Source organism: Mucilaginibacter terrenus (assembly GCF_003432065.1).
Classification (GTDB): domain Bacteria; phylum Bacteroidota; class Bacteroidia; order Sphingobacteriales; family Sphingobacteriaceae; genus Mucilaginibacter; species Mucilaginibacter terrenus.
The window spans coordinates 2,090,719-2,113,089 of the sequence record NZ_QWDE01000001.1 but is presented as its reverse complement, the minus strand read 5'-3'; the positions used below and the strand labels follow the sequence as shown (position 1 = coordinate 2,113,089).

The 22,371-nt window shown below is 40.1% G+C and carries 22 protein-coding genes; all 22 read left to right on the top strand.

Translation table 11 applies throughout. From position 1 onward, the window contains the following. The first annotated feature begins 15 nt into the window (after positions 1-15). The 22 genes from DYU05_RS09435 (at position 16) to DYU05_RS09330 (ending at position 22,370) form a co-directional block, all read left to right on the top strand. Complete coding sequence (locus DYU05_RS09435) at positions 16-951, top strand: glycosyltransferase family 2 protein (protein WP_165852037.1); 936 nt, start codon at positions 16-18, stop codon at positions 949-951. After that, a complete protein-coding gene (locus DYU05_RS09430; protein ID WP_117382694.1) occupies positions 935-1,549 on the top strand; it encodes an acyltransferase in 615 nt (204 codons plus the stop codon). Before DYU05_RS09435 ends, DYU05_RS09430 begins: the two co-directional genes overlap by 17 nt. A 21-nt stretch (positions 1,550-1,570) precedes the next feature. Further along, on the top strand, positions 1,571-2,551 hold the full coding sequence (locus tag DYU05_RS09425; protein ID WP_117382693.1) for a glycosyl transferase: 981 nt from the start codon (positions 1,571-1,573) through the stop codon (positions 2,549-2,551). A 3-nt stretch (positions 2,552-2,554) separates the two neighbouring features. Further along, complete coding sequence (locus DYU05_RS09420) at positions 2,555-3,406, top strand: DUF5672 family protein (protein ID WP_117382692.1); 852 nt, start codon at positions 2,555-2,557, stop codon at positions 3,404-3,406. Beyond that, positions 3,403-4,587: a glycosyltransferase family protein gene (locus tag DYU05_RS09415; RefSeq protein WP_133300208.1), complete on the top strand. Its 1,185-nt coding sequence runs from the start codon at positions 3,403-3,405 to the stop codon at positions 4,585-4,587. The genes DYU05_RS09420 and DYU05_RS09415 overlap by 4 nt, the downstream gene beginning before the upstream one ends. Positions 4,588-4,612: 25 nt before the next feature. Beyond that, positions 4,613-5,677: an NAD-dependent epimerase/dehydratase family protein gene (locus tag DYU05_RS09410; RefSeq protein WP_117382690.1), complete on the top strand. Its 1,065-nt coding sequence runs from the start codon at positions 4,613-4,615 to the stop codon at positions 5,675-5,677. A 9-nt stretch (positions 5,678-5,686) separates the two neighbouring features. Then, positions 5,687-6,802, top strand: coding sequence for a glycosyltransferase family protein (locus DYU05_RS09405; RefSeq protein WP_133300207.1), 1,116 nt, complete (start codon positions 5,687-5,689; stop codon positions 6,800-6,802). A 103-nt stretch (positions 6,803-6,905) separates the two neighbouring features. Then, entirely contained in the window at positions 6,906-7,340 is a 435-nt protein-coding gene (locus DYU05_RS21325) for an acyltransferase (RefSeq protein WP_235853979.1), read from the top strand. A 346-nt stretch (positions 7,341-7,686) separates the two neighbouring features. Beyond that, the gene (locus tag DYU05_RS09395; RefSeq protein WP_117382687.1) at positions 7,687-8,817 is read left to right on the top strand and encodes a glycosyltransferase family protein; all 1,131 of its coding nucleotides are present in this window, start codon (positions 7,687-7,689) and stop codon (positions 8,815-8,817) included. A gap of 3 nt (positions 8,818-8,820) precedes the next feature. Continuing rightward, a complete protein-coding gene (locus tag DYU05_RS09390; RefSeq protein WP_117382686.1) occupies positions 8,821-9,963 on the top strand; it encodes a glycosyltransferase family protein in 1,143 nt (380 codons plus the stop codon). Positions 9,964-10,041: 78 nt separating this feature from the next. Next, complete coding sequence (locus DYU05_RS09385; protein ID WP_117382685.1) at positions 10,042-11,763, top strand: HAD-IIIC family phosphatase; 1,722 nt, start codon at positions 10,042-10,044, stop codon at positions 11,761-11,763. Positions 11,764-11,766: 3 nt separating this feature from the next. Further along, positions 11,767-12,009, top strand: coding sequence for an acyl carrier protein (locus tag DYU05_RS09380; RefSeq protein ID WP_117382684.1), 243 nt, complete (start codon positions 11,767-11,769; stop codon positions 12,007-12,009). Further along, on the top strand, positions 12,002-12,403 hold the full coding sequence (locus tag DYU05_RS09375) for a hotdog family protein (protein ID WP_117382683.1): 402 nt from the start codon (positions 12,002-12,004) through the stop codon (positions 12,401-12,403). Before DYU05_RS09380 ends, DYU05_RS09375 begins: the two co-directional genes overlap by 8 nt. Further along, a complete protein-coding gene (locus DYU05_RS09370; protein ID WP_117382682.1) occupies positions 12,400-13,122 on the top strand; it encodes an SDR family NAD(P)-dependent oxidoreductase in 723 nt (240 codons plus the stop codon). The genes DYU05_RS09375 and DYU05_RS09370 overlap by 4 nt, the downstream gene beginning before the upstream one ends. After that, on the top strand, positions 13,119-14,201 hold the full coding sequence (locus DYU05_RS09365) for an acyltransferase family protein (RefSeq protein WP_117382681.1): 1,083 nt from the start codon (positions 13,119-13,121) through the stop codon (positions 14,199-14,201). Before DYU05_RS09370 ends, DYU05_RS09365 begins: the two co-directional genes overlap by 4 nt. A gap of 68 nt (positions 14,202-14,269) precedes the next feature. After that, positions 14,270-15,511 (top strand): glycosyltransferase family 4 protein, encoded by a 1,242-nt coding sequence (locus tag DYU05_RS09360; protein WP_117382680.1) that lies wholly within the window; start codon positions 14,270-14,272, stop codon positions 15,509-15,511. Between the two features lie 303 nt (positions 15,512-15,814). Next, entirely contained in the window at positions 15,815-16,915 is a 1,101-nt protein-coding gene (locus DYU05_RS09355) for a hypothetical protein (RefSeq protein WP_205771823.1), read from the top strand. Between the two features lie 2 nt (positions 16,916-16,917). Beyond that, the gene (locus tag DYU05_RS09350) at positions 16,918-18,015 is read left to right on the top strand and encodes a glycosyltransferase family 9 protein (protein ID WP_117382679.1); all 1,098 of its coding nucleotides are present in this window, start codon (positions 16,918-16,920) and stop codon (positions 18,013-18,015) included. After that, a complete protein-coding gene (locus DYU05_RS09345) occupies positions 18,012-19,265 on the top strand; it encodes a glycosyltransferase (RefSeq protein ID WP_117382678.1) in 1,254 nt (417 codons plus the stop codon). The genes DYU05_RS09350 and DYU05_RS09345 overlap by 4 nt, the downstream gene beginning before the upstream one ends. A gap of 32 nt (positions 19,266-19,297) precedes the next feature. Beyond that, positions 19,298-19,879: an LbetaH domain-containing protein gene (locus DYU05_RS09340; protein ID WP_117382677.1), complete on the top strand. Its 582-nt coding sequence runs from the start codon at positions 19,298-19,300 to the stop codon at positions 19,877-19,879. A gap of 44 nt (positions 19,880-19,923) precedes the next feature. After that, complete coding sequence (locus DYU05_RS09335) at positions 19,924-21,534, top strand: GMC oxidoreductase (protein ID WP_235853978.1); 1,611 nt, start codon at positions 19,924-19,926, stop codon at positions 21,532-21,534. Continuing rightward, positions 21,531-22,370: an aldo/keto reductase gene (locus DYU05_RS09330; protein WP_117382675.1), complete on the top strand. Its 840-nt coding sequence runs from the start codon at positions 21,531-21,533 to the stop codon at positions 22,368-22,370. Before DYU05_RS09335 ends, DYU05_RS09330 begins: the two co-directional genes overlap by 4 nt. Position 22,371: the final 1 nt, after the last annotated feature.

Genomic DNA, 22,371 nt, shown 5'->3' with positions numbered 1-22,371 from the left:
ATAAATACGTTTAAATTGCCACCATTACTTACCATTGCTATACCAACGTACAATAGGGCACAACTGCTAACGCAGTGCCTTAACGCGCTATTGTCGCAATGTGATGATGATATAAGGGATAATGTTGAATTTTTAATTTCAGATAATTGCTCCTCAGACAATACTGCCGAAGTGGTAAATGGCTTTTTAGCCGGTGATATTTCAATTGCTTATCACAGGAATTCGGAAAATTTAGGTGCCGACAGGAATATTGCTAATTGTTTTATCAAGGCTGCAGGCAAATATGTTTGGGTGTTTTCTGATGATGATTTTTTATTACAGGGATACCTGAAGTTTATTGTACAAGCGCTTTACCAGGAGGAATGGGGAACTATTTACCTTAATAATTTTTGGTATACAGACAATTATCCGGCGCAGACATTACTCCCCAATTGCGTAAATTTAAGAAAGATTAATAACCCGTTGGATTACATCAGCGAAGTGAGTTATTGGACTACTTTCATTACAGGAAATATAATAAACAGATCACTTTTTATTGATGTAGAGTACATAAAAGAGTTTTACCAAAGTAACCTGGTACAACTCAGTTGGACGCTGCCTGCGGTGTTTAAAGGCAAACCTAATGGCATTATAACTGACCAGGTATTGGCATGCAGGGCTGATAATACAGGGGGCTATAAATTATTAAAGGTATTTGGTAAAAACTTTAATAACGTAATGATGCAACTTATTGCGGCCGGGTTGATTGATAAGCGTGCAAAAAGAATTATCAACCGAAATTTACTCAGTAACTTTTTTCCAATGTTTTTAAATAAGCCAACTGATAAATTTGAAAGTGAAAATACTTTTAAAGTTATGATACCTGTGTTCTGGAGCTATAGGTCATTTTGGGTGAAAATCTTTCCGGTACTATTTAGAAACAGATACTTTAGAAATGTCAGCGTTCAATAAAATTATCGGTAGATTTTTTTTTAAGATAACCAGTTCTGGTTCTTACATCGGAAGTGTAGCGGATGCACGCGAGGAGGAGCTTTATGCAGCCTTAAAATTCAGAGGAGAGGAATGTACACTGCCCTTGCAGGCAATCATTAAAAATCCGCAGTATATATCTATAGGGAAAAAGTTTTCAGCACTTTACAACCTCAGATTAGAAGCCTGGGATAAATATGCGGATCAAAATTTCACTCCTCAGTTAACAATTGGTGAGTGGGTTAGCATGGGTACCGATGTACACATTGGCTGTATAAATAAGGTTAGCATAGGCAATTATGTGTTATTTGGTAGCCGGATTTACATAAGTGACCATTCACACGGCGCAGTAAGCGGCGATGAATTGCACCATCCGCCAATAAATCGTTCATTAATATCTAAAGGGCCGGTTATTATAGAAGATAATGTATGGATAGGTGAAGGCGTTTGCGTTATGCCCAACGTGCGTATTGGCAGAAATGCAATAGTAGGTGCTAACGCTGTCGTAACCAAGGATGTTCCTCCAAATGCAGTTGTTGCGGGTGTACCAGCCAGGGTAATAAAGGTGTTAGAGGTTTAAGCATAGTGTTGTTAAACAATCATGAGAACTGCGTTCACTATATGTGCTAATAATTACCTTGCTGCAGCGAAGGTTTTACGAGATAGCTTTAACAGGCACCATCCTGAAATACCCTTTTTCATAATATTGGCAGATGAGAGAACGGCACTCATAACATATGACGCTTTCGCTAAAGAAAATATCATATTCGCACGTGACATACTGGAATTAGAATTAGATGAGCTCAGCCAGAAGTTTAGCATAGCCGAGTTATGCACTACACTAAAGCCATTTGTATTCCAGTACTTTTTTAGATCAAATGATCAGGTTGTGTATATTGATCCTGACATTAAAGTGTACAGTCCGCTTATTGATTGTTGGGAGGCTCTAAACAAGTACACATTTGTGCTTACCCCACACTTAATGAGCCCGGTAGATGATGGTTGTGTGCCAAGCGACTTTTATACCTTACGCACCGGGATCTTCAATCTTGGTTTCATTGGCCTCTCCAAAGGCGAAGAGTTGCCGAAATTTTTAACGTGGTGGGGCGAGCGCCTTTTAGTGTATGGTTATTCGGATTGGGACAATGGTATGTTTTACGACCAAATATGGGCCAATTACATACCTGTAATGTTTAATAATTACCTGATTTTGAAACATCCGGGCTACAACGTTGCTAACTGGAACTGGCACGAGCGTTTACTGGAGAAATGCGAGAATGGCTGGCAGGTTAATAAAGATTATCCATTAGTATTCTTTCATTTTAGCAGTTACAGGTATAATAACCCAAAGGTGTTATGTGCTTACAATACTCGATATAATAGGGTTAACAGACCTGATATTGCTGCGGTTATTGACGATTATTATATAAGTTTGAAAGCTGCCGGGGCAGACACGGTAATGAATTTGCCTGTTTATTTTAACGAGCAATATCAAAAACATAAGTTGAAAGTCTTAGCCCGGCGGCCGTTAAAAGAGAAGATAAAAAATAGGCTTAACAAGATAATCAACAGCATCTTTTAAGGCATGTTAAAGGAAAAGCAAATGTGTGTGGTTATCCCGGTGCACAATCCGGTGCCAACTGAAAACGAGATTATCTCGCTCTTGGCTTGCAAGGCACATTTGAACGATTATGACTGTTACTTGCTTTATCCTGAAGGGATGAATATCAGCAAATACATTGTATTGCATCCCGGACTTCAGTTGATGCTGGTTAATAAAGATTGGTTATCTTCAATTGAAAAGTACAACAAAATGAAGGTGAGCACAGCCTTTTATCAACTATTTAGTAGTTATAGTTATATGCTTACTTACGAGTTAGATGCTTATATTTTCAGTAACGACGTTGAAAAATACAATGCTTTTAAATACGACTACATAGGTGCGCCTTTTTTTGAAGGCTATTGGAAAGCGCAACCAGGGGCAAAGTTTATAAAAGGGTGTAACTCCGGGTTTTCTGTCAGGAACATAAGTGCATGTATTAATGCTTTGAAGTATATATCAGAAACGTACAAACCACATTGGCTTCTATATAAAACGTTTTTAATGCCTTCTTCCCGTATCAAAAAGATGCTCAATGGTTTAACACGCGAGAGATACGACGTATTTGTTACCGGTAAATTTGCTTTCAACTTTGCCAATTTTCATTTGAACGAAGATTTGATTTGGTCTGAGATCGTTCCTCAAATTGTACCCCAGTTTAGAGTGGCTGAATCTCTTGCCGCGTTGGCCTTCAGTTTTGAGTATAACCTGGAAGATTCGTTGAAATTAAATGGCGGCAAGCTTCCCCTTGGATGTCATGCATGGGCCAAGAATATTGATTTTTGGGGAAAGTATATTCCGGCATCTCAACAGGTCGGTCAAGGGGGGCAGAGATGAAGTTTGACTTCTATCTTTCTGAAATGTCCGTTTCTGATAAGCACGGTGGTGGGCTTACTCTCCAGAGAGTGTTGGGCAACGACTTGAACGATATAAAGCAGTTTATACATCTTAAAAAATTTGCTATTGATCTTCCCGTAAAGGAGGAACTCGCCAGTCGTAGTGTTAATTTTTTATCAATAACTGAAAGTAATAGGGTTAGACAGTTAATAGGGCGGTCTTACGCCCAAAAAGCTTCTAACTCAATGCCGGTGATTAAGGCACATGCTCGTTGGGCTGCTGGTAAGATTAGAAGGTTGTTTAAAAACCAAAACGCAATTACCGCTCTTGTTTGCCCACAAGGGGCTAATAGTATTGTTACGCTGGAAGAGTTAAAAAAGATAACGGAAGTAAAATACATTAGCTGGATGATGGATGATCATCTTGTGAGCTATGATGATGGTGAGTGGCATTATCCGCCAAATATTGAAGAGCAATTTTTCAGGCATCTTAGAGAGGCTGAACATGTTTTTGTGATAAGTTCTGCAATGCAGGAGTTTTATAAAAGCCGTTTCGGGGTAGATTCAACCGTGTTGTTTGGCCCTGCACAAAATAAAGAGGTGCGCTTTAGTTATTTTTCCAATTTGAATAATAAATTAAAGATTGGTTACTTTGGTGCAGTAGGTGCATGGCAATTAGATGCTTTGGAATCAGTTGCATCAGCTATAGATAGCTCGAATGTCATTCTTGATATATATTCCGGTATAGAGCAGCTACCAGACCGTCTGCGGATTGAAGGTGTTAACCTAAAGGCTAGCATAGCTGCAGAAGATGTGTCGTCGGTGATGGAAAAATATGATGGTGTGCTATTACCAATTAGCTTCAAAAAACAGATGCGCAATATGTCACAATTGAACATTGCAACCAAGATGAGCGAATATTTGGCTAGTGGTGTTCCTATTTTAGCAGTCGGCCCACCGTACGCTGCAATGATAGGCTACCTTGAAGATAATAATGCAGCTTTTACCGTAACCTCGCAAAGCCCGAATGATATAAGGGAGGGATTACAAGCGCTTCGCAATCTTGAAGGCGTTCAGGAAATACTTCAAAACGCCGGAAGGTTGGTTGTTACTCAAGTAGGGGAGGCAACTATGCGATTGGTTTGGCAGTCCGTTGTTAATAACGGACATGATTTTAAATGATAAGTAATTCTATACTTGTATAAATATGGCTAACAAAGCTAAAAGATTATTAGTTACAGGCTCTTCTGGTTTAATAGGATCAGAGGTTTGTTATTACTTTGCTGGTCTTGGATGGGAGATACACGGGTTGGATAATAACCAACGAGCCGTTTTTTTTGGTCCTCAGGGTGATACCCGATGGAATCAAAATCGTATCCAAACCGATTTAGGCGTTAAGTTTATTCATCATGAATTAGATGTGCGCGACCGCAGTGGTGTATTAAACCTACTAAAAGCAATTCGGCCCGATGCTATTGTTCATACAGCCGCACAGCCTTCTCATGACCGGGCTGCGGCTATACCCTTTGATGATTTTGATACCAATGCTGTAGGCACATTAAATCTGTTGGAAGCTGTTCGTCAGGCGTGCCCGGAATCACCGTTTGCACATATGTCTACTAACAAGGTTTATGGAGACCGCCCTAATAGCATTGAACTGATCGAAAAAGAAACACGATGGGATTACGCAGACCCGGCTTTTGCGAATGGTATAACTGAAGACTTTCCAATTGACCAAAGTAAACATTCTATTTTTGGTGCATCAAAAGTAGCAGCAGATGTTATGGTGCAGGAATATGGGCGATATTTTGGTATCCCTACCTGTTGTTTGCGGGGCGGGTGCTTAACGGGACCTAACCACTCTGGTGTAGAACTGCACGGTTTTTTAAGTTACCTTGTAAAATGTAATATAGAAAACCGGGAGTACAAGATATTTGGCTACAAAGGCAAACAGGTAAGAGACAATATCCACTCTTTTGATGTGGCTACATTTATAGATGCTTTTATAAACTCCCCACGTACGGCCGAGGTTTACAATATTGGTGGAGGCCGCGCTAATTCTTGCTCAATATGGGAGGCGTTCAAGATAGCTGAAAAATTTACTGGTAAAGAACAGGTTTATTCTTATGTGGATGAGAACAGAATTGGCGATCACATGTGCTACATATCTAATCTTGATAAAATGAGATCACATTATCCAACCTGGAATATTACAATTTCCCTAGAAGAAACAATCAGGCAGATAGTAGAAGCACAATCCAGCCGACATTAATCTAAGTTTGTGAAACTACTTACCTATCAACCATTTTCTTTATACTCTAACGGAGGTGGCAATCGCATCCTTCGTAGGCTATTTAAAGGTCACGAAAGTGAAATAGTGTCATTGGTAGTAGAAGAGACCGCTATAAATCCCAAAAGAGGCGATATAACAGAAATTTTGGTTTATGCCAGTCCGGTTGTTCGGAAGTGGGCTAGATGGAAAGTCAGAAAATGGTTCACTATTTTAAGGCACAGGTGGTTTAAAAAATCCACAATCCAAAAGATACAAGTTGCCGCCACATCAATAGACTATGATGTATTACACGTAGTTGATCATGGGCCATTTAGTGACGCACTTTGCAATGATAAATTCTGCGGTGACAAACCATTGTGGGTTTCTTTTCACGATCATTACTCAACAACATTTGGCAGCTACACAAATAGTAAAATCTTGTGGGAGAGAGCCGCAAGGCGATTGGTTATTTCTGATGAATTAGGGCTCGAATATGCCAGATTATTTGGGAACGCTACTTATGAACTTATAACTGATGGAGTAACTAGAGGTGAGTTAAGCAATCCGCAAAACGATAGTGTAAAACCAATAACCGTTTATTTTGCCGGCCTGTTACATATTGACTATATACCACTTTTTAAAGTATTGGCCGATGCATTGGATATTCTTGTTGAACAGGGCTACAGTTTTGAACTTGTTTTACGTGGCACACAGCATGTTCCTTTCTTAGATAGGCGACCTTTTACTATTTGTTATCGGGACGTGTCGTTAAACGATAAGGAGTTGAAAGAGGAACTTGACAGTAGTTCAATTTTATATTTGCCCATTAAATTTACCCGACCAGACTTTTACAAATACAGTCTCTCTACTAAAATGGTTGGCTATTTGGGCAGCTCCGGGGCAATATTATATCATGGGCCACTAGATAGTGCCGCATGTAATTTGCTCACACGTGCAAATGCTGCCGTCAGCTGTGGAGAACTTAATGCAACTGTATTATCGAAGGATATTGTTAAATTAATTGCCGAAAAAGCACAAATCTCGGCGAACGCCAAAGTGCTTGCTATACAAAGGTTTGATATGGAAGAAATCCAAAGGAGATTTTGGCAAGAAGGTAATTTATAAAACCATGAGACGTTTCATCTCAGAGTTAAGAATCTTTATATGCAATCGCTGGATCGCGCGAATACCCAGCCATACTATTCGTCAGCTCTACTATCGTAGAATTATGAAGTACAATATTGGGCACAATGCTGCTATCTTAATGGATTGCAGTTTTGACCGTACGGAGTCATTTTCTATCGGTGATAATTCAGTTGTAAATGGCAAGTGCAGATTAGACAATAAAAGTAGTATCACAATCGGTTCTAACGTTTCTATTTCGCAGGAGGTAATGATTCTTTCCGCCGACCACGATCCCTACTCTCCTAACTTTGAAGGACGGGAAAAACCTGTGATTATTGAAGATTACGTGTGGATAGGTTCCAGGGCCATTATTATGCCCGGTGTAACTCTAGGTAAAGGCTCCGTGGTTTCAGCTGGTGCAGTAGTCACCAAAAATGTATCTCCTTATGAAATTGTAGGAGGGGTGCCTGCTAAATTGATTAAAATGCGAAATCCTGATTTAAGTTACCAGCTTTCTTACCGTCGGCTATTACAATAATTTAAATATGGTATTTCCTTACTTCCTTGTTCTTCATAATTCTATAGCTTGATGAGATACATTTGGCGCAAAAAAACCTTTTAAGAGGTATAAAAAAACTAATAGGCGTAAGCAAAAAAGGTAGGGGAAGTTTGTAGTGGAACGGCTGATTGCATTTAGAGCAATACAAAAATGGTTTTTGCATTTAAGTTAACAGTAAGAAGGTTAGGTTGATCATAGCATGTTATTAAGGCTGCTTTTGATCAAAAATGCAAAAACAATATTTAATCTACAGTTATTTGTTTGCAACAATGCTGTTATATATAATTTGATAAACGGATGTTAGCCTGAATATAAATGGGTGATAATGGATGATAACAATAGTTTAAGTATTGTATTAATATGTAGTTCGCTAGAACCCGGCAAGGATGGGGTTGGCGATTATAGCCGCCGCTTAGCGGCAGAACTGTTTAAACTAGGTCATGAATGCGCAGTGCTGTCCCTAAATGATCGTGACGTAACAGATACGATTGTTGAACATCAATTTGCTGATGGCGTAAATGTCCCCGTACTACGCTTGTCCTCGTCAATGGAAATTAAAGGCCGGATACAACAAGCAGAGACATGGATTAAACAGCTAAATCCACAATGGCTAAGCTTGCAATATGTTCCCTTTGGATATCATCCAAAAGGATTAAAAGTTGGCTTATCGAAGTCTTTGTTAAAGTTAAGTAATGGCCGCAAATGGCACATTATGTTTCATGAGCTTTGGGTGGGTATAGCCAAAGAGGAGTCTAAGAAGCTTCAGTACTGGGGAGAGGTACAACGCCTTCTAATAAGATCATTAATCACCAGGTTACGGCCTGCTGTAATTCAAACAAATACAAAGCTGTATCAACAGTTAATTAATAAGTTAGGCTTTCACGCTGATATTTTGCCTTTATTCGGTAATATTCCGGTCAAACACCTTTCAGAAGAACAAAATATTAACCGGGCACAAGGCATCAGGTTTGTTGTTTTTGGTGCGATACATGACAGGGCACCTATCGCTACTTTTGCCAGGGAGGCTGCTCTTTATCAGAAAACAAGAAGCATACCGGTATCTTTAACTATGCTTGGACGAAAGAACGACGAGCAGCAACGCTGGGCTGAAGAATGGCGAAGTGCCGGCCTCGCGGTAAAGGTCCTTGGCGAACAGAATGCAGAGGTAATATCGGCTGAATTGAGCAAGGCGAACTTTGGTATATCTGCAACAGCTTTGGCGGTAATCGAAAAGAGTGGATCTTTCGCCGCAATGCGGGAGCACGGGCTACCGGTAATATCGGTATCTAAACCATGGACTCCAAAAGGATTTACTGAGATAATTGTTCCTGATAGTGTAGTTAAGTACTTGGAGGGGAACTTTGAAAGCTGCATTAGTAAAATTAATAACGTTCCTTATAGTAGCAATATATCAGTAGTGGCGTCACAATTCATCTCGGAGCTAAAAAGAGGATAATAAATGCAGAAAAAAAAGATATGCCTTTTTACCGCTCACTCACCCATTGTTGGTGGCGGAGGTGCTATTCTTAGGAGTTTGGTAGCTAACCTCCGCGAGTTTGAGATTAATTGGTATTACATTGGTAATGCTACGGCGGCAGGTTACGAAAAGGGCTACCTTGGTAATGCAGTTATGGGTGGACCGCTCCTCGCAGATATCACCCAAACAGCCAGGATGCTGGGAATGGGCGATGTGCCCAGAGTAGACGCTATTGTTAAGAAGCTCTTGTCAATAGAATGTGATGTGTACTGGGTCGTCTCTCACAATGAGGGGTTACGTATAGCCCAGGATCTTGCAGATCACAACAAGACAGTTCATTTAACTGTACATGATGACTGGGCTGGGGCGCTTTGCGCAAGATCTGTACGTTACCGTTTTATGGTTGCTTCTGCACGGCAACTCACTATTAAGGTTCTGCAAAGCGTAAAAACTGTAGATGTGATAAGTGCCGGCATGCAGTATTACTACTTCAAATTATCTGGATGCAAAGCAGCTGTTTGCCACAGATATTTACCTGTAAACTCAATAGAAGTTGTCAAAAAAAATCCTTTAAGCAAGACTATAATTGTTGGGCACATTGGGTCCATTTATGCCAGCAAACATCTATTTGAGTTTTTAGAATTGCTACAGGAGTACTGTCATAAAAAAGGGAAAGATTTTGTTTTGCAGTTGTGGGGTTGCCACTTACAATGTAAAGATGTCCCTCAGCGCTTTAGAAATAATATCCAATTACATGCTACCCTCCCTGAGCAAGAAATAGTGCCACTGCTGGCTAAATGCGATTTCGTTTATAGCATGTACCCATTAAATAAAGGCTTACACCTTTTTTCAAAAACAAGCTTGCCAACCAAGTTAAGCAGCTATCTTCAATCGGGCCGGCCAATATTCGGGCATGGTCCGGCAGATAGTACGCTTGCGGGCTTTTTATCAAACACCGGACTGGGAGGAATCTGGAGTTCTAACAACAAACAAGAGGGACTAAAGCTACTTGACAGTATTACAGGCTTAAACATTACAAAGGACACCCTGGAAGACGCTCGGCAAAAGTATTTTGGGGAGACAAACTTAGCTGTCATGAGGAAAGCCCTTGGGGCCAACGAATAAGCACAGCACCGCAGGCTTCACCAAGCGACTAAATTTTTATATTTTAGCAAATATTTAAGAGTAGGGCAGTAAAGAATAATGAAAGTTTTTTCTCAATTAAAAAAGAATTTAAAGAACGATTTTTCTCAACTGCCAACAATAAAAATTGCTTTACTAGGAGATAGCGCCACCCAGTTTCTTAATCAAGCGCTTCGCGGCACCGGGTACGATCGCGGTTACAACCTTGATGTATTTGAAGCCGATTTCAACCAAATAGAGCAACAGATATTTGATCCATCATCAGAACTGTACAAATTTACACCTGACGTAATTGTCATTTTCAACTCCACACACAAACTTCTCTCTAAATACAATAAACTAGATCAAGGGGAACAACATAAACTGGCAGAATTGCAGATAGAGTTGATTTCAAATTTATTTAATAGGGTTAAAAAGTATTCAAACGCCAAAGTTATTTACTTTAATTTTCCCGAAATAAATGATTCCGTATTCGGGAGCTTTGCTAATAAAACCATTTCATCCTTTCTTTATCAGCTGCGTAAACTTAACTATGAATTGATGAGCTATGCTGCGCAGGCGACAAACTTTTATTTGCTTGATATTGCAAGTATTCAGAATCAGCTTGGTAAAAGTACAATGTTTCAGCCTGCGGTTTACGTCAACTCAGAGATGGTTTTAAGCATCGATGTATTGCCAATTGTGGCCGCACGTATTGTGGATATAATTGGAGCTATCTACGGTAAGTTTAAAAAATGCCTCATCCTTGATTTGGATAATACCATGTGGGGCGGCGTGATTGGAGATGATGGGCTGGAAAATATTCAACTGGGTAGCCTTGGTATCGGCAAAGCCTTTGTAGAGTTTCAGCATTGGATTAAAAAGCTAAAGAATCGTGGGATAATTATTGCGGTTTGCAGCAAGAATACCGAGTCTGTAGCTAAAGAACCTTTCCAAAAACATCCGGACATGGTTCTTCGCATGGAGGATGTAGCGTTGTTTGTTGCTAACTGGGAATCTAAAGTAGACAATATCCGCACTATACAAAAGGTATTAAACATCGGATTTGATTCAATGGTGTTTTTGGATGATAATCCTTATGAACGGAACGTGGTTCGCGAGAGCATTGCGGAGCTTACCATACCTGAACTGCCGGTTGATCCTGCCGAATATCTGGAGTATTTGTACACCTTAAATTTATTTGAAACGGCGTCGTTTTCCAACGAAGATACCGAGCGCACAAAGCTTTATCAGGTAGAAGCCAAGCGTACCAATCTTCAGGCGAGCTTTTCCAGCGAAGGAGAGTTTCTGCAAAGCCTGGACATGATCTCTATTGTAGAGCCTTTCAACAAGTTTAACACCCCAAGAGTAGCTCAACTATCTCAACGTTCTAACCAGTTTAACTTAAGAACGGTTAGATATACGGATGAAGATATAGCCCGTATAGCCAATAACAATAATTACTACACACTGTCATTTACCTTAAAGGACAAGTTTGGCGATAATGGATTGATTGCAGTAGTTATCTTAGCAGCCGAAAGCCAGTCTACAATGTTTATCGAGTCCTGGTTTATGAGCTGTAGGGTACTAAAACGTGGTATGGAAAACTTTACGTTGAATGCAATAATTGATGTTGCTAAGCTGAATGGTTTTTTACAAATCAAAGCGGAATACCTGCCAACTGTGAAAAATGAACTGGTGAAAGACCATTACGTTAATCTAGGCTTTGAGGAAAAGTGTGGTTATTGGTATTTGGATGTAGAAAACTATCAAACAAAAAGCTGCTTTATAACAAAGAAATAGATAATGGAAAAAAGCGAGATGTTGAAAAAGGTAAACGATATTTTTATCGATACCCTGGATAATGAAGATATAATGTTAACCTACGAAACTACAGCAAAGGATGTAGACGATTGGGATTCTTTAAACCATATACAGTTAGTAGTAGCAATAGAGCGTTATTTCAAGATAAGGTTTACCTCCCAGGAGATACAAAGCTGGAATAACGTTGGTGAAATGCTTGATTGCATATCAGCCAAGAATGTATAATTTCAAAGTAGGTGATGAGTTTGAGGTAGGTTTCTATATCTCAGAGGATATCTACAATGGTTTTGTGAAGCTTTTTAAAGACGAAAACCTTCTACATACCAATGAACAGTTTGCTGTTGAACATGGGTTTGCTGGTAGAGTGATGCAGGGCAACATACTAAATGGTTTTATTTCCTACTTTGTCGGCGAATGTCTGCCTGATAAAAAGGTACTTATACATTCACAAACTATAAAGTATAAATATCCTGTATATCTTGACGACAATTTAACTTTCAAGTCAGTTGTTGCAGAGATACATAGCTCCGTGAAAGTAGCTGTATTTAAATTCAAGTTCATCAATCAAGATCTTAAAGCAGTAGCTACAGGACAAATTCAAATAGGGCTGTTAAAATGATCGTATTAATTATAGGCGGTTCATCAGGCTTAGGACAAGCAATTACCAGGCGATTGGCGCAGGAAGTTGGTTGGACGGTATACTTTACTTACAATAGGTCTAAAGACAAAGCTGATGACCTCCTAAATGAGTTTCTAAATACAATATCTATATATTGCGATTTCGGCAGTAAGGAAAGTGTTGCGGCGCTAAAGCAAAAAGTAGATGAAATAGCTCCGGACGTTCTCATTAACAATGCTTATGCAGGAAGCTTTTTAACCACTCATTTTCATAAAATAAACCCTAAAAGCTTTTTGGAGGAGTTTGTATTGAACATTGTTCCAACAGTGGAGCTTACGCAAGCTGCCATTAGCAGTTTTCGTAAACGAAAACGCGGAAAGATAATTACTATTTTAACTGCAGCACTGCATAATGTTCCGCCGGCAGGTGCAGCAATGTACGTGGCCAATAAGGCATATTTACAGCAATTATCCAAGCTTTGGGCTTCAGAAAATGCTAAATTCAATATTACCTCTAATACTGTTTCGCCCTCTTTTATGCAAACACAGTTTACTAGTGGTATTGATGAGAGGGTTGTACAACAGATCAGAGAAAGTCATCCAAATGGCGCATTATTAAAAGTGGAAGAAGTTGCCGAAGCGGTTCATTTTCTTGCAACCTGTTCCACTCAGATTAATGGAATTGATATGCTAATTAATGGAGCCAACAGCATACGATGATGGAAATTAAGAATGCATCACGAGTTATAAGCGGAGGGCCAAGCATTTTGCTCGATAGCCTTAGGATATTAGCAGCTTTAGTCGTTTTGTTTATTCACATTCTTGATAGGTGGTTTATTGTTTTGTCCCATCCAGAGTACGAACCTGGTGAGTTGTCGCACGCGGCCGTGGTGGTCTTCTTTGTTCTGTCCGGTTTCGTAATAGCGCATACTACCATTAGTAAAAACAGAGGTGGACGCCAGTATGCACAGGCACGTTTAAGCAGATTGTTCTCTATGGTGGTGCCTTCACTTGTAATTACGGCATTAATCCAGATAGCTGTTACTATACTCGATCCAAACTTGATGCGCGATTATTCGAGAGGGCCAGATTGGATCAGATACATCGCATCCGGGCTGTTTATTAATGAAATATGGCTTTTTTCGGCTGCGCCGCCTATCAACGAACCACTATGGTCCTTAAGCTTTGAATTTTGGTATTATGTCATTTTTGGATTATGGTTTTTTCGATCAAGAAGTAGATTCTCTTACATCTTGCCAATAATAGCGCTATTAATCGCCGGCCCCAAAATTTTGTTAATGATGCCTATTTGGCTGGCAGGATATGCCGCCTACATATTACCAAGGCCTTCAGTGAACAAGCACACTGCTTGGTGGCTGGTATCAATATTGTTTTTTGTTGCTTTTTTGGCCTTAAGGCATATACCGTCGTTTCCATATATAATAGGGTATAAACCGTTGTATTTCGCAAATCAGTTTGTTACAGACTGGATTATAGGTATGTTGGTTGCTGCGGCGTTGTGGATGCTACCGACCACTCAACAGCAAAGTACAGAATCTAAATCAGTAAAAATGATGCGTAAAGCAGCTGATCTAACATTTCCTCTTTACATTTTACACTTTCCGTTAATGGTTTTGTGGCGCGCAATTTTTGGCTACAAAGCGGAAGATGCTCTTCAGATGTGGGAAGTTATTTTGTCGGTATTGTTGGCTTCTACTTTATTAGGATTGCTGTTGGAGAAACAACGGCCATTTTGGTCGCGACTTTTCAAACGTTTACTCAGAGTTGAAGCCAGCTAGTACCACGGAGGCACGCAACAAGTAAATAGGTAAGATGATGCATTACATACATCGCTAAAAAATATTTAATGAGAATAATCCTTACACATCCTACCGGAAACGAATTCGTTAGAGCGCTTGCATATGCGTTGTTTAAGGAGGGCTTGTTGGAGAAGTTTGTAACTACTGTAGCCACAGATAGTTCGTCAGTATTATTCAATGTACTACCTAAAAGTATTAAAAACGATTTACTTAGAAGGAGCTATCCAATACCTCAGGAGAAGATCTTGACATATCCCTTTAGGGAATTGAGTCGGATCTTACTTCCACGGATTGGGGGAAAAAGATTCATTGAACACGAAAAAGGCTGGGCAAGTGTTGATAATGTTTACAGGAACTTAGATAGGAACGTAGCGCAGCGGCTTAATAATACAAATAGTGGTGACATGCCCGATGCGGTATATGCGTACGAAGACGGAGCAATACAAACCTTCAATCAGGCAAGTGCATTGAATATTGAACGGCTTTATGATTTACCGATTGGGTATTGGCGGGCTGCAAGGGTGTTACTTGGTCATGAAAGGGAGCGGTGGCCAGATTGGGCCGAAACACTCACGGGATTAAAAGATTCAGACGAAAAACTAAACCGTAAGGACGACGAGCTAAAATTAGCAACAAGTATATTTGTAGCCAGTAACTTTACGGCCAGCACGTTAAATTATTACAATGGCAAGTTGCCTAAGGTAAATGTAATTCCTTATGCATTTCCGCCTGTGGCAGAGGCGAAGCAATATGAAAATGTTTCTGCTTCCAGGCCGCTCAAACTTCTTTTTGTAGGCGGGTTGTCTCAACGCAAAGGAGTTGCCGATTTATTTGCAGCGGCCGAACATTTTGGGTCTAAAATAGAGCTCACAGTTGTCGGATCAAAAGTGGTAGATACCTGCACCCCTTTAAATGAAGCACTAAAAAAGCACAAGTGGATACCTAGTTTACCGCACGCCGAAATTTTGACGTTGATGAGGGGGCACGACGTATTGATTTTTCCTTCCTTGTTTGAGGGTTTTGGATTGGTTATCACCGAGGCCATGGCCCAGGGAACGCCTGTAATCACAACTGACCGCACGGCAGGTCCTGATATTATTAGTAATCACGAAAATGGATGGCTCATACAAGCGGCATCAACTGATGCACTTAAAGAGTCTATAGAAGCTATTCTGTTGAACCCAGGTATGATTAAGAACGTGGGGATGGCTGCGAGGGAAACCGCTAAAAATAGAACATGGGAAAACTACGGACGTGAGTTGGTGAATGCTATTATCAATAATAAATAAGTACTTTTAGGTTTTATGACTGAATCTGAAAATGATATATACCCCGGAAGTAACACAAACTTCTTAGCTAAGAGTTCTGCTTTTACACTAAATGAGGGGTTAAACAAGGAAACGGCTGTTGCAACTTTAAAAAAAGGAATATGGATATATTTTATTCTTTTAATAGTAGAAGGTGCATTGCGTAAATGGGTTTTACCCGGCTTGGCAACTCCTTTGCTTGTTGTGCGAGACCCCGTTGCTATATGGTTGTTAATATTCGCCTGGAGAAACAATTACTTACCTGTAAGCATTTACTTTTATTTGATGGTATTTGTTGGCTTTTGTGCGTTGTTCACCACGTTGCTGTTAGGGCACAGGAATTTATCTGTAGCTGCTTATGGGTGCCGGATTTTATTACTTCATTTTCCGCTTATATTCTTAATTGGGAAAGTGTTTGATAAAGAAGATGTAATACAAATAGGGCGAATTGTGCTCTGGATTGCACTTCCAATGTTTTTACTTATCGTTCTGCAATTTTATAGCCCTCAGTCGGCTTATGTGAATAAAGGAATTGGTGCTGATTCGTTAGGTGGAGGATTTAGCGGGGCATTGGGTTATTACCGGCCGCCAGGAACATTTTCGTTCACTACAGGTAATACCCAGTTTTGGTCATTGGTGGGTGTTTTTGTAATGTACTTCTGGCTGAACATGGAGCAGGTTAACCGCTTTTTGCTAATTGCTGCCACCATTGCCTTTATTGCAGCTATTCCATTGTCAATCAGTAGAGGATTATTAATTCAAACAGTATTATCGGGGTTTTTCATGCTTGCCTCTATTGCCAGAACTCCACGATTGTTAGGTCGCATGTTTATTGCCGTTCTGGGATTGATAATTATTGTAGCCTTACTAAGTAATCTGGAATTCTTCAAGAATGCCATAGATGTACTTACCAGTCGCTTTGATGACGCTAAGGGTAGTGAAGGAACTTTGGATAACACTATTTCGAACAGGATTGGAGCAAGCATTTTCGAGCCGTTCCTCAACCCTGACCTGCCGTTTTTTGGTTTTGGCGTGGGTATGGGCACTAATGCCGGAGCTAAACTGCTAATTGGCAGATCGGACACCTTTTTGATATCAGAAGGAGAATGGGGTCGTTTAATTGGCGAAATGGGCACAGTTTTGGGGCTTACTGCTATAGGAGTGCGGATGAGTGTAAGTTTAAAGATGCTTTATCAAGCTTATAAAAGATTAAAGTTCAACAATCTACTGCCTTGGATTATTGTTAGCGTGAGTTTTCAGGCTGTAGCTCAGGGCCAGTGGGCGCAGCCTACAGCTTTAGGGTTTGGTGTGATTATGGGGGGGCTTACGATAGCTGCTATGAGAGAGAGGGTATCAACTGAAAACGAATCAGAAATAACAGCATAAATATGCTTGTTCCTTCTAAAAGGATTTTAATTTACCGCTTGGGAAGCTTGGGCGACACGATTATCGCACTGCCCGTTTTTCACCTAGTAAGGCACTGCTACCCTGATGCATACATAACCCTGCTTACCAATAAACCTGTTAAAAGTAAAGCCGCACCTCTTGAAAGTGTATTGGGAACTGGATATTTTTTTAATCGTACACTACCTTATTCAGTTGGTACCAGAAGTGTCAGAACACTTTTTGGTTTAATTAAGCAAATTCGGGAACTTGAAATAGATACAGTGATTTACCTGGTGGGCGTAAGAGGTGCAGACAACCTCGCCAAAGCTAAGGCAACTGTATTGAGAGACCGGCTGTTTTTTAAAGCTGCAGGTGTGAAACGTATTGTCGGGTTGCCAAATACAATTGCTGATTACCTGACAGTTCAGGACGTAAACACAGGCATGTTAGAGTGGGAGGCAAAACGGCTTGCACGCAGGGTAAATACATTAGGAACTATCGATCTTAATGATGATAGAAATTGGGATTTGAAATTTAGCGTAGCCGAGATAAATGCTGCAAAAGCAGCAGTATTAAACATTCATAGCGATAAGCCGGTTATTGTAATAAGTACTGGTACAAAAAGCCCGGTTAATGACTGGGGTGAAAGTAACTGGCAGGCGCTTGTTAGCCGCCTGAAAAGCATCCTTACAAATTGGCAACTTATAATGATAGGTGGGCCCGATGAATTTGATCAGGCGCAACGCTACGTTACAGATTGGGGACCGAGATCAATAAATTTGTGCGGCAAAGTATCGCCACGATTATCCGGCTTAGTACTCAAGAGCGCGCAAGTTTTTGTTGGCCATGATAGCGGACCAATGCATTTGGCCGCTTGTGTAGGCACACCATGCGTAGGTATATTCTCAGCAAGGCATTTACCCGGTCAGTGGTTTCCTCGTGGCCGAAACAACAGAATAATTTACCATAAAACTGATTGTGCTGGCTGCTTACTGGATGTTTGTATCGTGCAAAAGAAAAAATGCATCTTGTCAATAACAGTTAACGAGGTAGAAGCAGCTATTTTAGAGCTTTTAGATAATCTAAATTTGGGCAAATGAAGCTACTTCACATCATCGGGAGTATGGACCCAGCTCAGGGCGGACCTTGCCAGGGTATCAGAAATACTAATCCTGGATTAATGGAGCATGGAATCAGCAGAGAAGTAGTGAGTCTTGACGGTCCCGAAAGCTCTTTCCTGGGAATGGATGATTTTCCTATTCACGCGTTGGGTCCTGCAGTGGGACCGTGGCAATATTCAGATAAATTGAGGCCATGGCTGCTAAACAACATGGGCCGGTTCGACAATATAATCATTAATGGTTTGTGGCTTTATTCGAGTTACGCCGGCTGGAGTGTTTGGCGAACACTACAAAAGCAAAACAAGAAAGCAGAAGGACAGCATCATTTACCTAAGCTGTACGTTATGCCGCATGGTATGCTTGACCCCTATTTTCAAAACGCACCAGATAGAAAGTTGAAAGCTTTGCGTAATTGGTTTTATTGGAAGTTGGTAGAAAGCAGGGTGGTAAATGATGCCGATGGGTTGTTGTTCACTTGCCAGATGGAACTTGAATTAGCAAGGCAAACCTTTTCTCCGTATCGCCCAAAACAAGAGATAAATGTAGGTTACGGCATAGTAGAGCCACCTCAGTACAATCCTAATATGAAGTTTGCTTTTCTGAACACATGTAAAAAACTGAAGGAGCAACCTTTTATACTTTTTTTGAGCCGGATACACAGGAAAAAGGGAGTTGATCTTTTAGTTAATGCATACTTACGATTACTTGAAGCTGCTAACGATACTGGTAAAAGTTTACCAGCTTTAGTGATTGCCGGACCAGGTCTGAATACAGCTTACGGAAAAGGTATATTGAAGGCGGTAAACAATAGTGACTTATTAAAAGAACACGTGTACTTTCCCGGAATGCTGAAGGGTGATGCTAAATGGGGAGCACTTTATACATGCGAAGCTTTTGTTTTGCCGAGTCACCAGGAAAATTTTGGTATTGCTGTTGTAGAAGCCCTCGCGTGCGCAAAGCCTGTTCTTATTACAAATGAAATAAACATTTGGAAAGAAATTGAAGAGGGCGCTGGTGGAATTGTAGTGAATGATGATCAGGAAGACATTAACTCCCAATTTAAAATTTGGATTGAAACTACTGAAAATGATAAAGAAAACATGAGACTAAACGCCCGTGAAGTTTACAAAAAGTGTTTTACTGTAGAAAGATCGGTGAAGGAATTGGTTAAAATATTAGGTAACAATGAGCTCGGAATCGCAGCAGTTCACTCTAAAGAAAAAGCGTAAATTTGAACGGTAGTATTCAAAATTGCATATAGATGTTTATTTCTCATGACCAAAATAGTGACGACGCTTATATACGCCCGTCCTTTTCTGTGAGTAATAAATTGAAGAGGGTACTTTGGAGTGCGGTGTGGCTGTTACTTTGCAGGTGGACCCCCAATGCTTTGCACAAGTGGCGTGTTGCTGTTTTGAGATTATTTGGAGCAGAGATTGGAAAAACAAACTTTATATATCCAAATTGCAAAATTTGGGCGCCATGGCTGCTTAAAACTGAGGATGTAGTTACTATAGCTTCAGGAGTAGAAATCTACAACCCGGGTGGATTATACCTGGGGCACCATTCAATTTTATCTCAGGACTGTTACATATGTGGCGCAACTCATGATTACAATAGCGCGGATTTCACCTATCTTAAAAAGAAGATTAATATAGAACCCTATGTATGGATATGCGCGAAGGCAATTGTTCTGCCAGGGGTAACATGTTATGAAGGTTCTGTATTAGGGGCTGCGGCTGTTGCATCGAAAGATCTCGAACCGTGGACAGTATATACCGGTAATCCTGCTCAGGCAATTAAAGTGCGTAGTAACGTATTAAATATAACCCCTGTAAAATGATTTTGTTAAGTCACAAAGACCTACGGGATAGGTACGATCTATGCGTGATAGGTAGTGGACCAGGAGGCATAATTTTAACACTCGAGTACGCTAAACTCAACCCGGATAAGACCGTTTTATTAGTAGAATACGGCAGTTTAAAAAGCGAAGAAAAAAATGCTCTTGATGATTCAATTGTAATTGAAAATATAACTAATCATCACACTCCATATGAGACAACCAACAAAATGTTTGGTGGTACCACACAAACGTGGGGAGGACGTTGTGTAAACTATAATCCTATAGACTTTCAACAACGCGATATTGTAGGTGAAAACTGCACGTGGGACTTGGCTTTTTATCATGATGCGCTACAGTACTCAGAAATTTCCGCCAAATATTTTGAATGTGGTGAACCAGTATTTAACATAAACAGTAACATAAATCTGAAGCATAGCAGAATTGCTGAAAACTTTACCAAAGGTATTGTAACAGACTCGGAGGTTGAACGATGGAGCATGCCAACCCGGTTTGGAGAAAGATATAGAGATGATATTAAGCTAGACCATAATATTCACCTTTTAAGCAGCTTTGAAGCGAGAGTGTTTGCGAAACCAAATACGTCCAGTATGGTAGAAACCCTTGAAATAAGACAGGTCTTTACAGGTGAGCTGGTGACAATTAAAGCTGGTGATTATGTTATTGCTGCCGGGGCGCAAGAGTCTACCCGAGTTTTGCTAAGAAATGTTCAGTTATTTTCTAATTTAGGTTTTACACCACCATCTCTGGGAAGATATTATCAGGGCCATTTGTCAGGAAAAATTGCTTCGGTTAAATTCTATGGTAACCCAAAAAAAACAGACTTTGGCTTTATTGTAGATAAAGACGGTGTTTACTTGCGAAGGCGATTTCAGTTTACCGGCGAAACATTGCAAAAACATAATTTATTAAACACGGCTATTTGGTTGGACAATCCATTATACTACGATCCATCACATGGTAGTGGGGCAATGTCATTCATGTATTTAGCAATGATAACACCTGTATTGGGGAAAAAACTTGCACCGCCGGCGATTGCTCAATCAGTTACTAAGGGTAAAGTTTTTGGGGTTACTAAGCATATTGCAAATGTATTAAGGCAGTTTCCTTCTTCTTTGTTAACTCCTGCTTCTATTTTCTACAAAAGGTACTTTTCAAAACGCAAGTTGCCTGGTGTTTTCTTATATAGCCCGGATAATGAATATGCATTACATTTTCATGCGGAACAGCAGCCGGTCTTTAGCAACCTCATGGAATTAGCAGGTGATGGAGAAACAATGTTGATCAAGTATTCTTTAAGCGACGATGATATAAATTCTGTCATAAAGGTCCACGAAATTCTTGATGAATATCTACGGGAAAATAAATGTGGCGAGCTTATTTATTGGTTTAAGCAAGATGAATTAAAAGATGCTATACGATTAATGTCGAAAGATGGAATACATCAATCAGGCACAACAAGAATAGCTTCGTCGGCACAAAAAGGTGTGGTAAATGAAGATTTAAGACTTTGGGGCACAAGCAATGTTTATGTATGCAGCAGCTCGGTATTCCCTACATCCAGCCAAGCCAATCCAACCTTTTTCCTGGGCGTGGTTGCCGCTCGTTTGGCAAACTTTTTAACGGAAAAAGCATGAGAAAGGTCGAGTTATGTAATGGAATAATCTCTTCCAAGCTTGGCTTCGGCTGTGCTTCTATCCTTGGGGCTATAGATTCTTCAACGGCTCGTCGTGCTGTGCATGGCGCGCTAGCCCATGAAATTAATTATTTTGATCTTGCAAGATCGTACGGGTACGGAGAAGCTGAATCTTTCTTAGGGAATATCCTAAAAGATAGGAGAAAGGATGTAGTTATTGCCAGCAAGTTTGGTATCAAAGCAAATTGGAAAGCAAAGCTATTGAAGCCTATTAAGCCTGTAGTACGGTTGTTAAAAAGTAAAACTGCTGATAAAAAGATCGTTGCCGATAAAGGCGCTCCTGTTAGTACAATAGCTGACCGTTTTCATAATCGGGTGGAGATCACTGCTAAAGAGATGGTTGATAGTCTGGAGCAAAGCTTAAGAAACTTGAAAACAGATTATCTGGACTATTTTTTTGTACACGAACCTGTTTGTGCTATTTATGACATAGATGAAGTATTACGGGCTGCTGAAGCTTTAAAGCAGTCAGGTAAAATCCGGGCTTTTGGTTTAGCTTTTAACTTGCTTGATAAACAGATACACGAGCGCTATTTACATCACTTTGACTTGCTTCAATTTAATAAACCGTTAGACGATACGGCATATCAATCTACTTTATCAGAACGGCAAAACAAACCAAACGTTTTATTTTCAATACTACGAGGATTAAAAAACGACGAAATAACACAAGATGTTTTTGGGAGGCTAATGGAGGATTTTCCACAAAGTGTTTTACTTTGCTCTATGTTTAATGAAAAGCATATAGAACAGAATGCAACCTTTTTTAATATTTAAC

Excerpts from the sequence above, each read along its gene's own strand:
- DYU05_RS09385 (WP_117382685.1), top strand. The coding sequence starts at position 10,042 with ATGAAAGTTTTTTCTCAATTAAAAAAGAATTTAAAGAACGATTTTTCT.
- DYU05_RS09360 (WP_117382680.1), top strand. The coding sequence starts at position 14,270 with ATGAGAATAATCCTTACACATCCTACCGGAAACGAATTCGTTAGAGCG.
- DYU05_RS09395 (WP_117382687.1), top strand. The coding sequence starts at position 7,687 with ATGGATGATAACAATAGTTTAAGTATTGTATTAATATGTAGTTCGCTA.
- DYU05_RS09410 (WP_117382690.1), top strand. The coding sequence starts at position 4,613 with ATGGCTAACAAAGCTAAAAGATTATTAGTTACAGGCTCTTCTGGTTTA.
- DYU05_RS09370 (WP_117382682.1), top strand. The coding sequence starts at position 12,400 with ATGATCGTATTAATTATAGGCGGTTCATCAGGCTTAGGACAAGCAATT.
- DYU05_RS09375 (WP_117382683.1), top strand. The coding sequence starts at position 12,002 with ATGTATAATTTCAAAGTAGGTGATGAGTTTGAGGTAGGTTTCTATATC.
- DYU05_RS09365 (WP_117382681.1), top strand. The coding sequence starts at position 13,119 with ATGATGGAAATTAAGAATGCATCACGAGTTATAAGCGGAGGGCCAAGC.
- DYU05_RS09425 (WP_117382693.1), top strand. The coding sequence starts at position 1,571 with ATGAGAACTGCGTTCACTATATGTGCTAATAATTACCTTGCTGCAGCG.
- DYU05_RS09355 (WP_205771823.1), top strand. The coding sequence starts at position 15,815 with ATGGTATTTGTTGGCTTTTGTGCGTTGTTCACCACGTTGCTGTTAGGG.
- DYU05_RS09340 (WP_117382677.1), top strand. The coding sequence starts at position 19,298 with ATGTTTATTTCTCATGACCAAAATAGTGACGACGCTTATATACGCCCG.
- DYU05_RS09420 (WP_117382692.1), top strand. The coding sequence starts at position 2,555 with ATGTTAAAGGAAAAGCAAATGTGTGTGGTTATCCCGGTGCACAATCCG.
- DYU05_RS09390 (WP_117382686.1), top strand. The coding sequence starts at position 8,821 with ATGCAGAAAAAAAAGATATGCCTTTTTACCGCTCACTCACCCATTGTT.
- DYU05_RS09430 (WP_117382694.1), top strand. The coding sequence starts at position 935 with ATGTCAGCGTTCAATAAAATTATCGGTAGATTTTTTTTTAAGATAACC.
- DYU05_RS09345 (WP_117382678.1), top strand. The coding sequence starts at position 18,012 with ATGAAGCTACTTCACATCATCGGGAGTATGGACCCAGCTCAGGGCGGA.
- DYU05_RS09415 (WP_133300208.1), top strand. The coding sequence starts at position 3,403 with ATGAAGTTTGACTTCTATCTTTCTGAAATGTCCGTTTCTGATAAGCAC.
- DYU05_RS21325 (WP_235853979.1), top strand. The coding sequence starts at position 6,906 with ATGAAGTACAATATTGGGCACAATGCTGCTATCTTAATGGATTGCAGT.
- DYU05_RS09350 (WP_117382679.1), top strand. The coding sequence starts at position 16,918 with ATGCTTGTTCCTTCTAAAAGGATTTTAATTTACCGCTTGGGAAGCTTG.
- DYU05_RS09380 (WP_117382684.1), top strand. The coding sequence starts at position 11,767 with ATGGAAAAAAGCGAGATGTTGAAAAAGGTAAACGATATTTTTATCGAT.
- DYU05_RS09330 (WP_117382675.1), top strand. The coding sequence starts at position 21,531 with ATGAGAAAGGTCGAGTTATGTAATGGAATAATCTCTTCCAAGCTTGGC.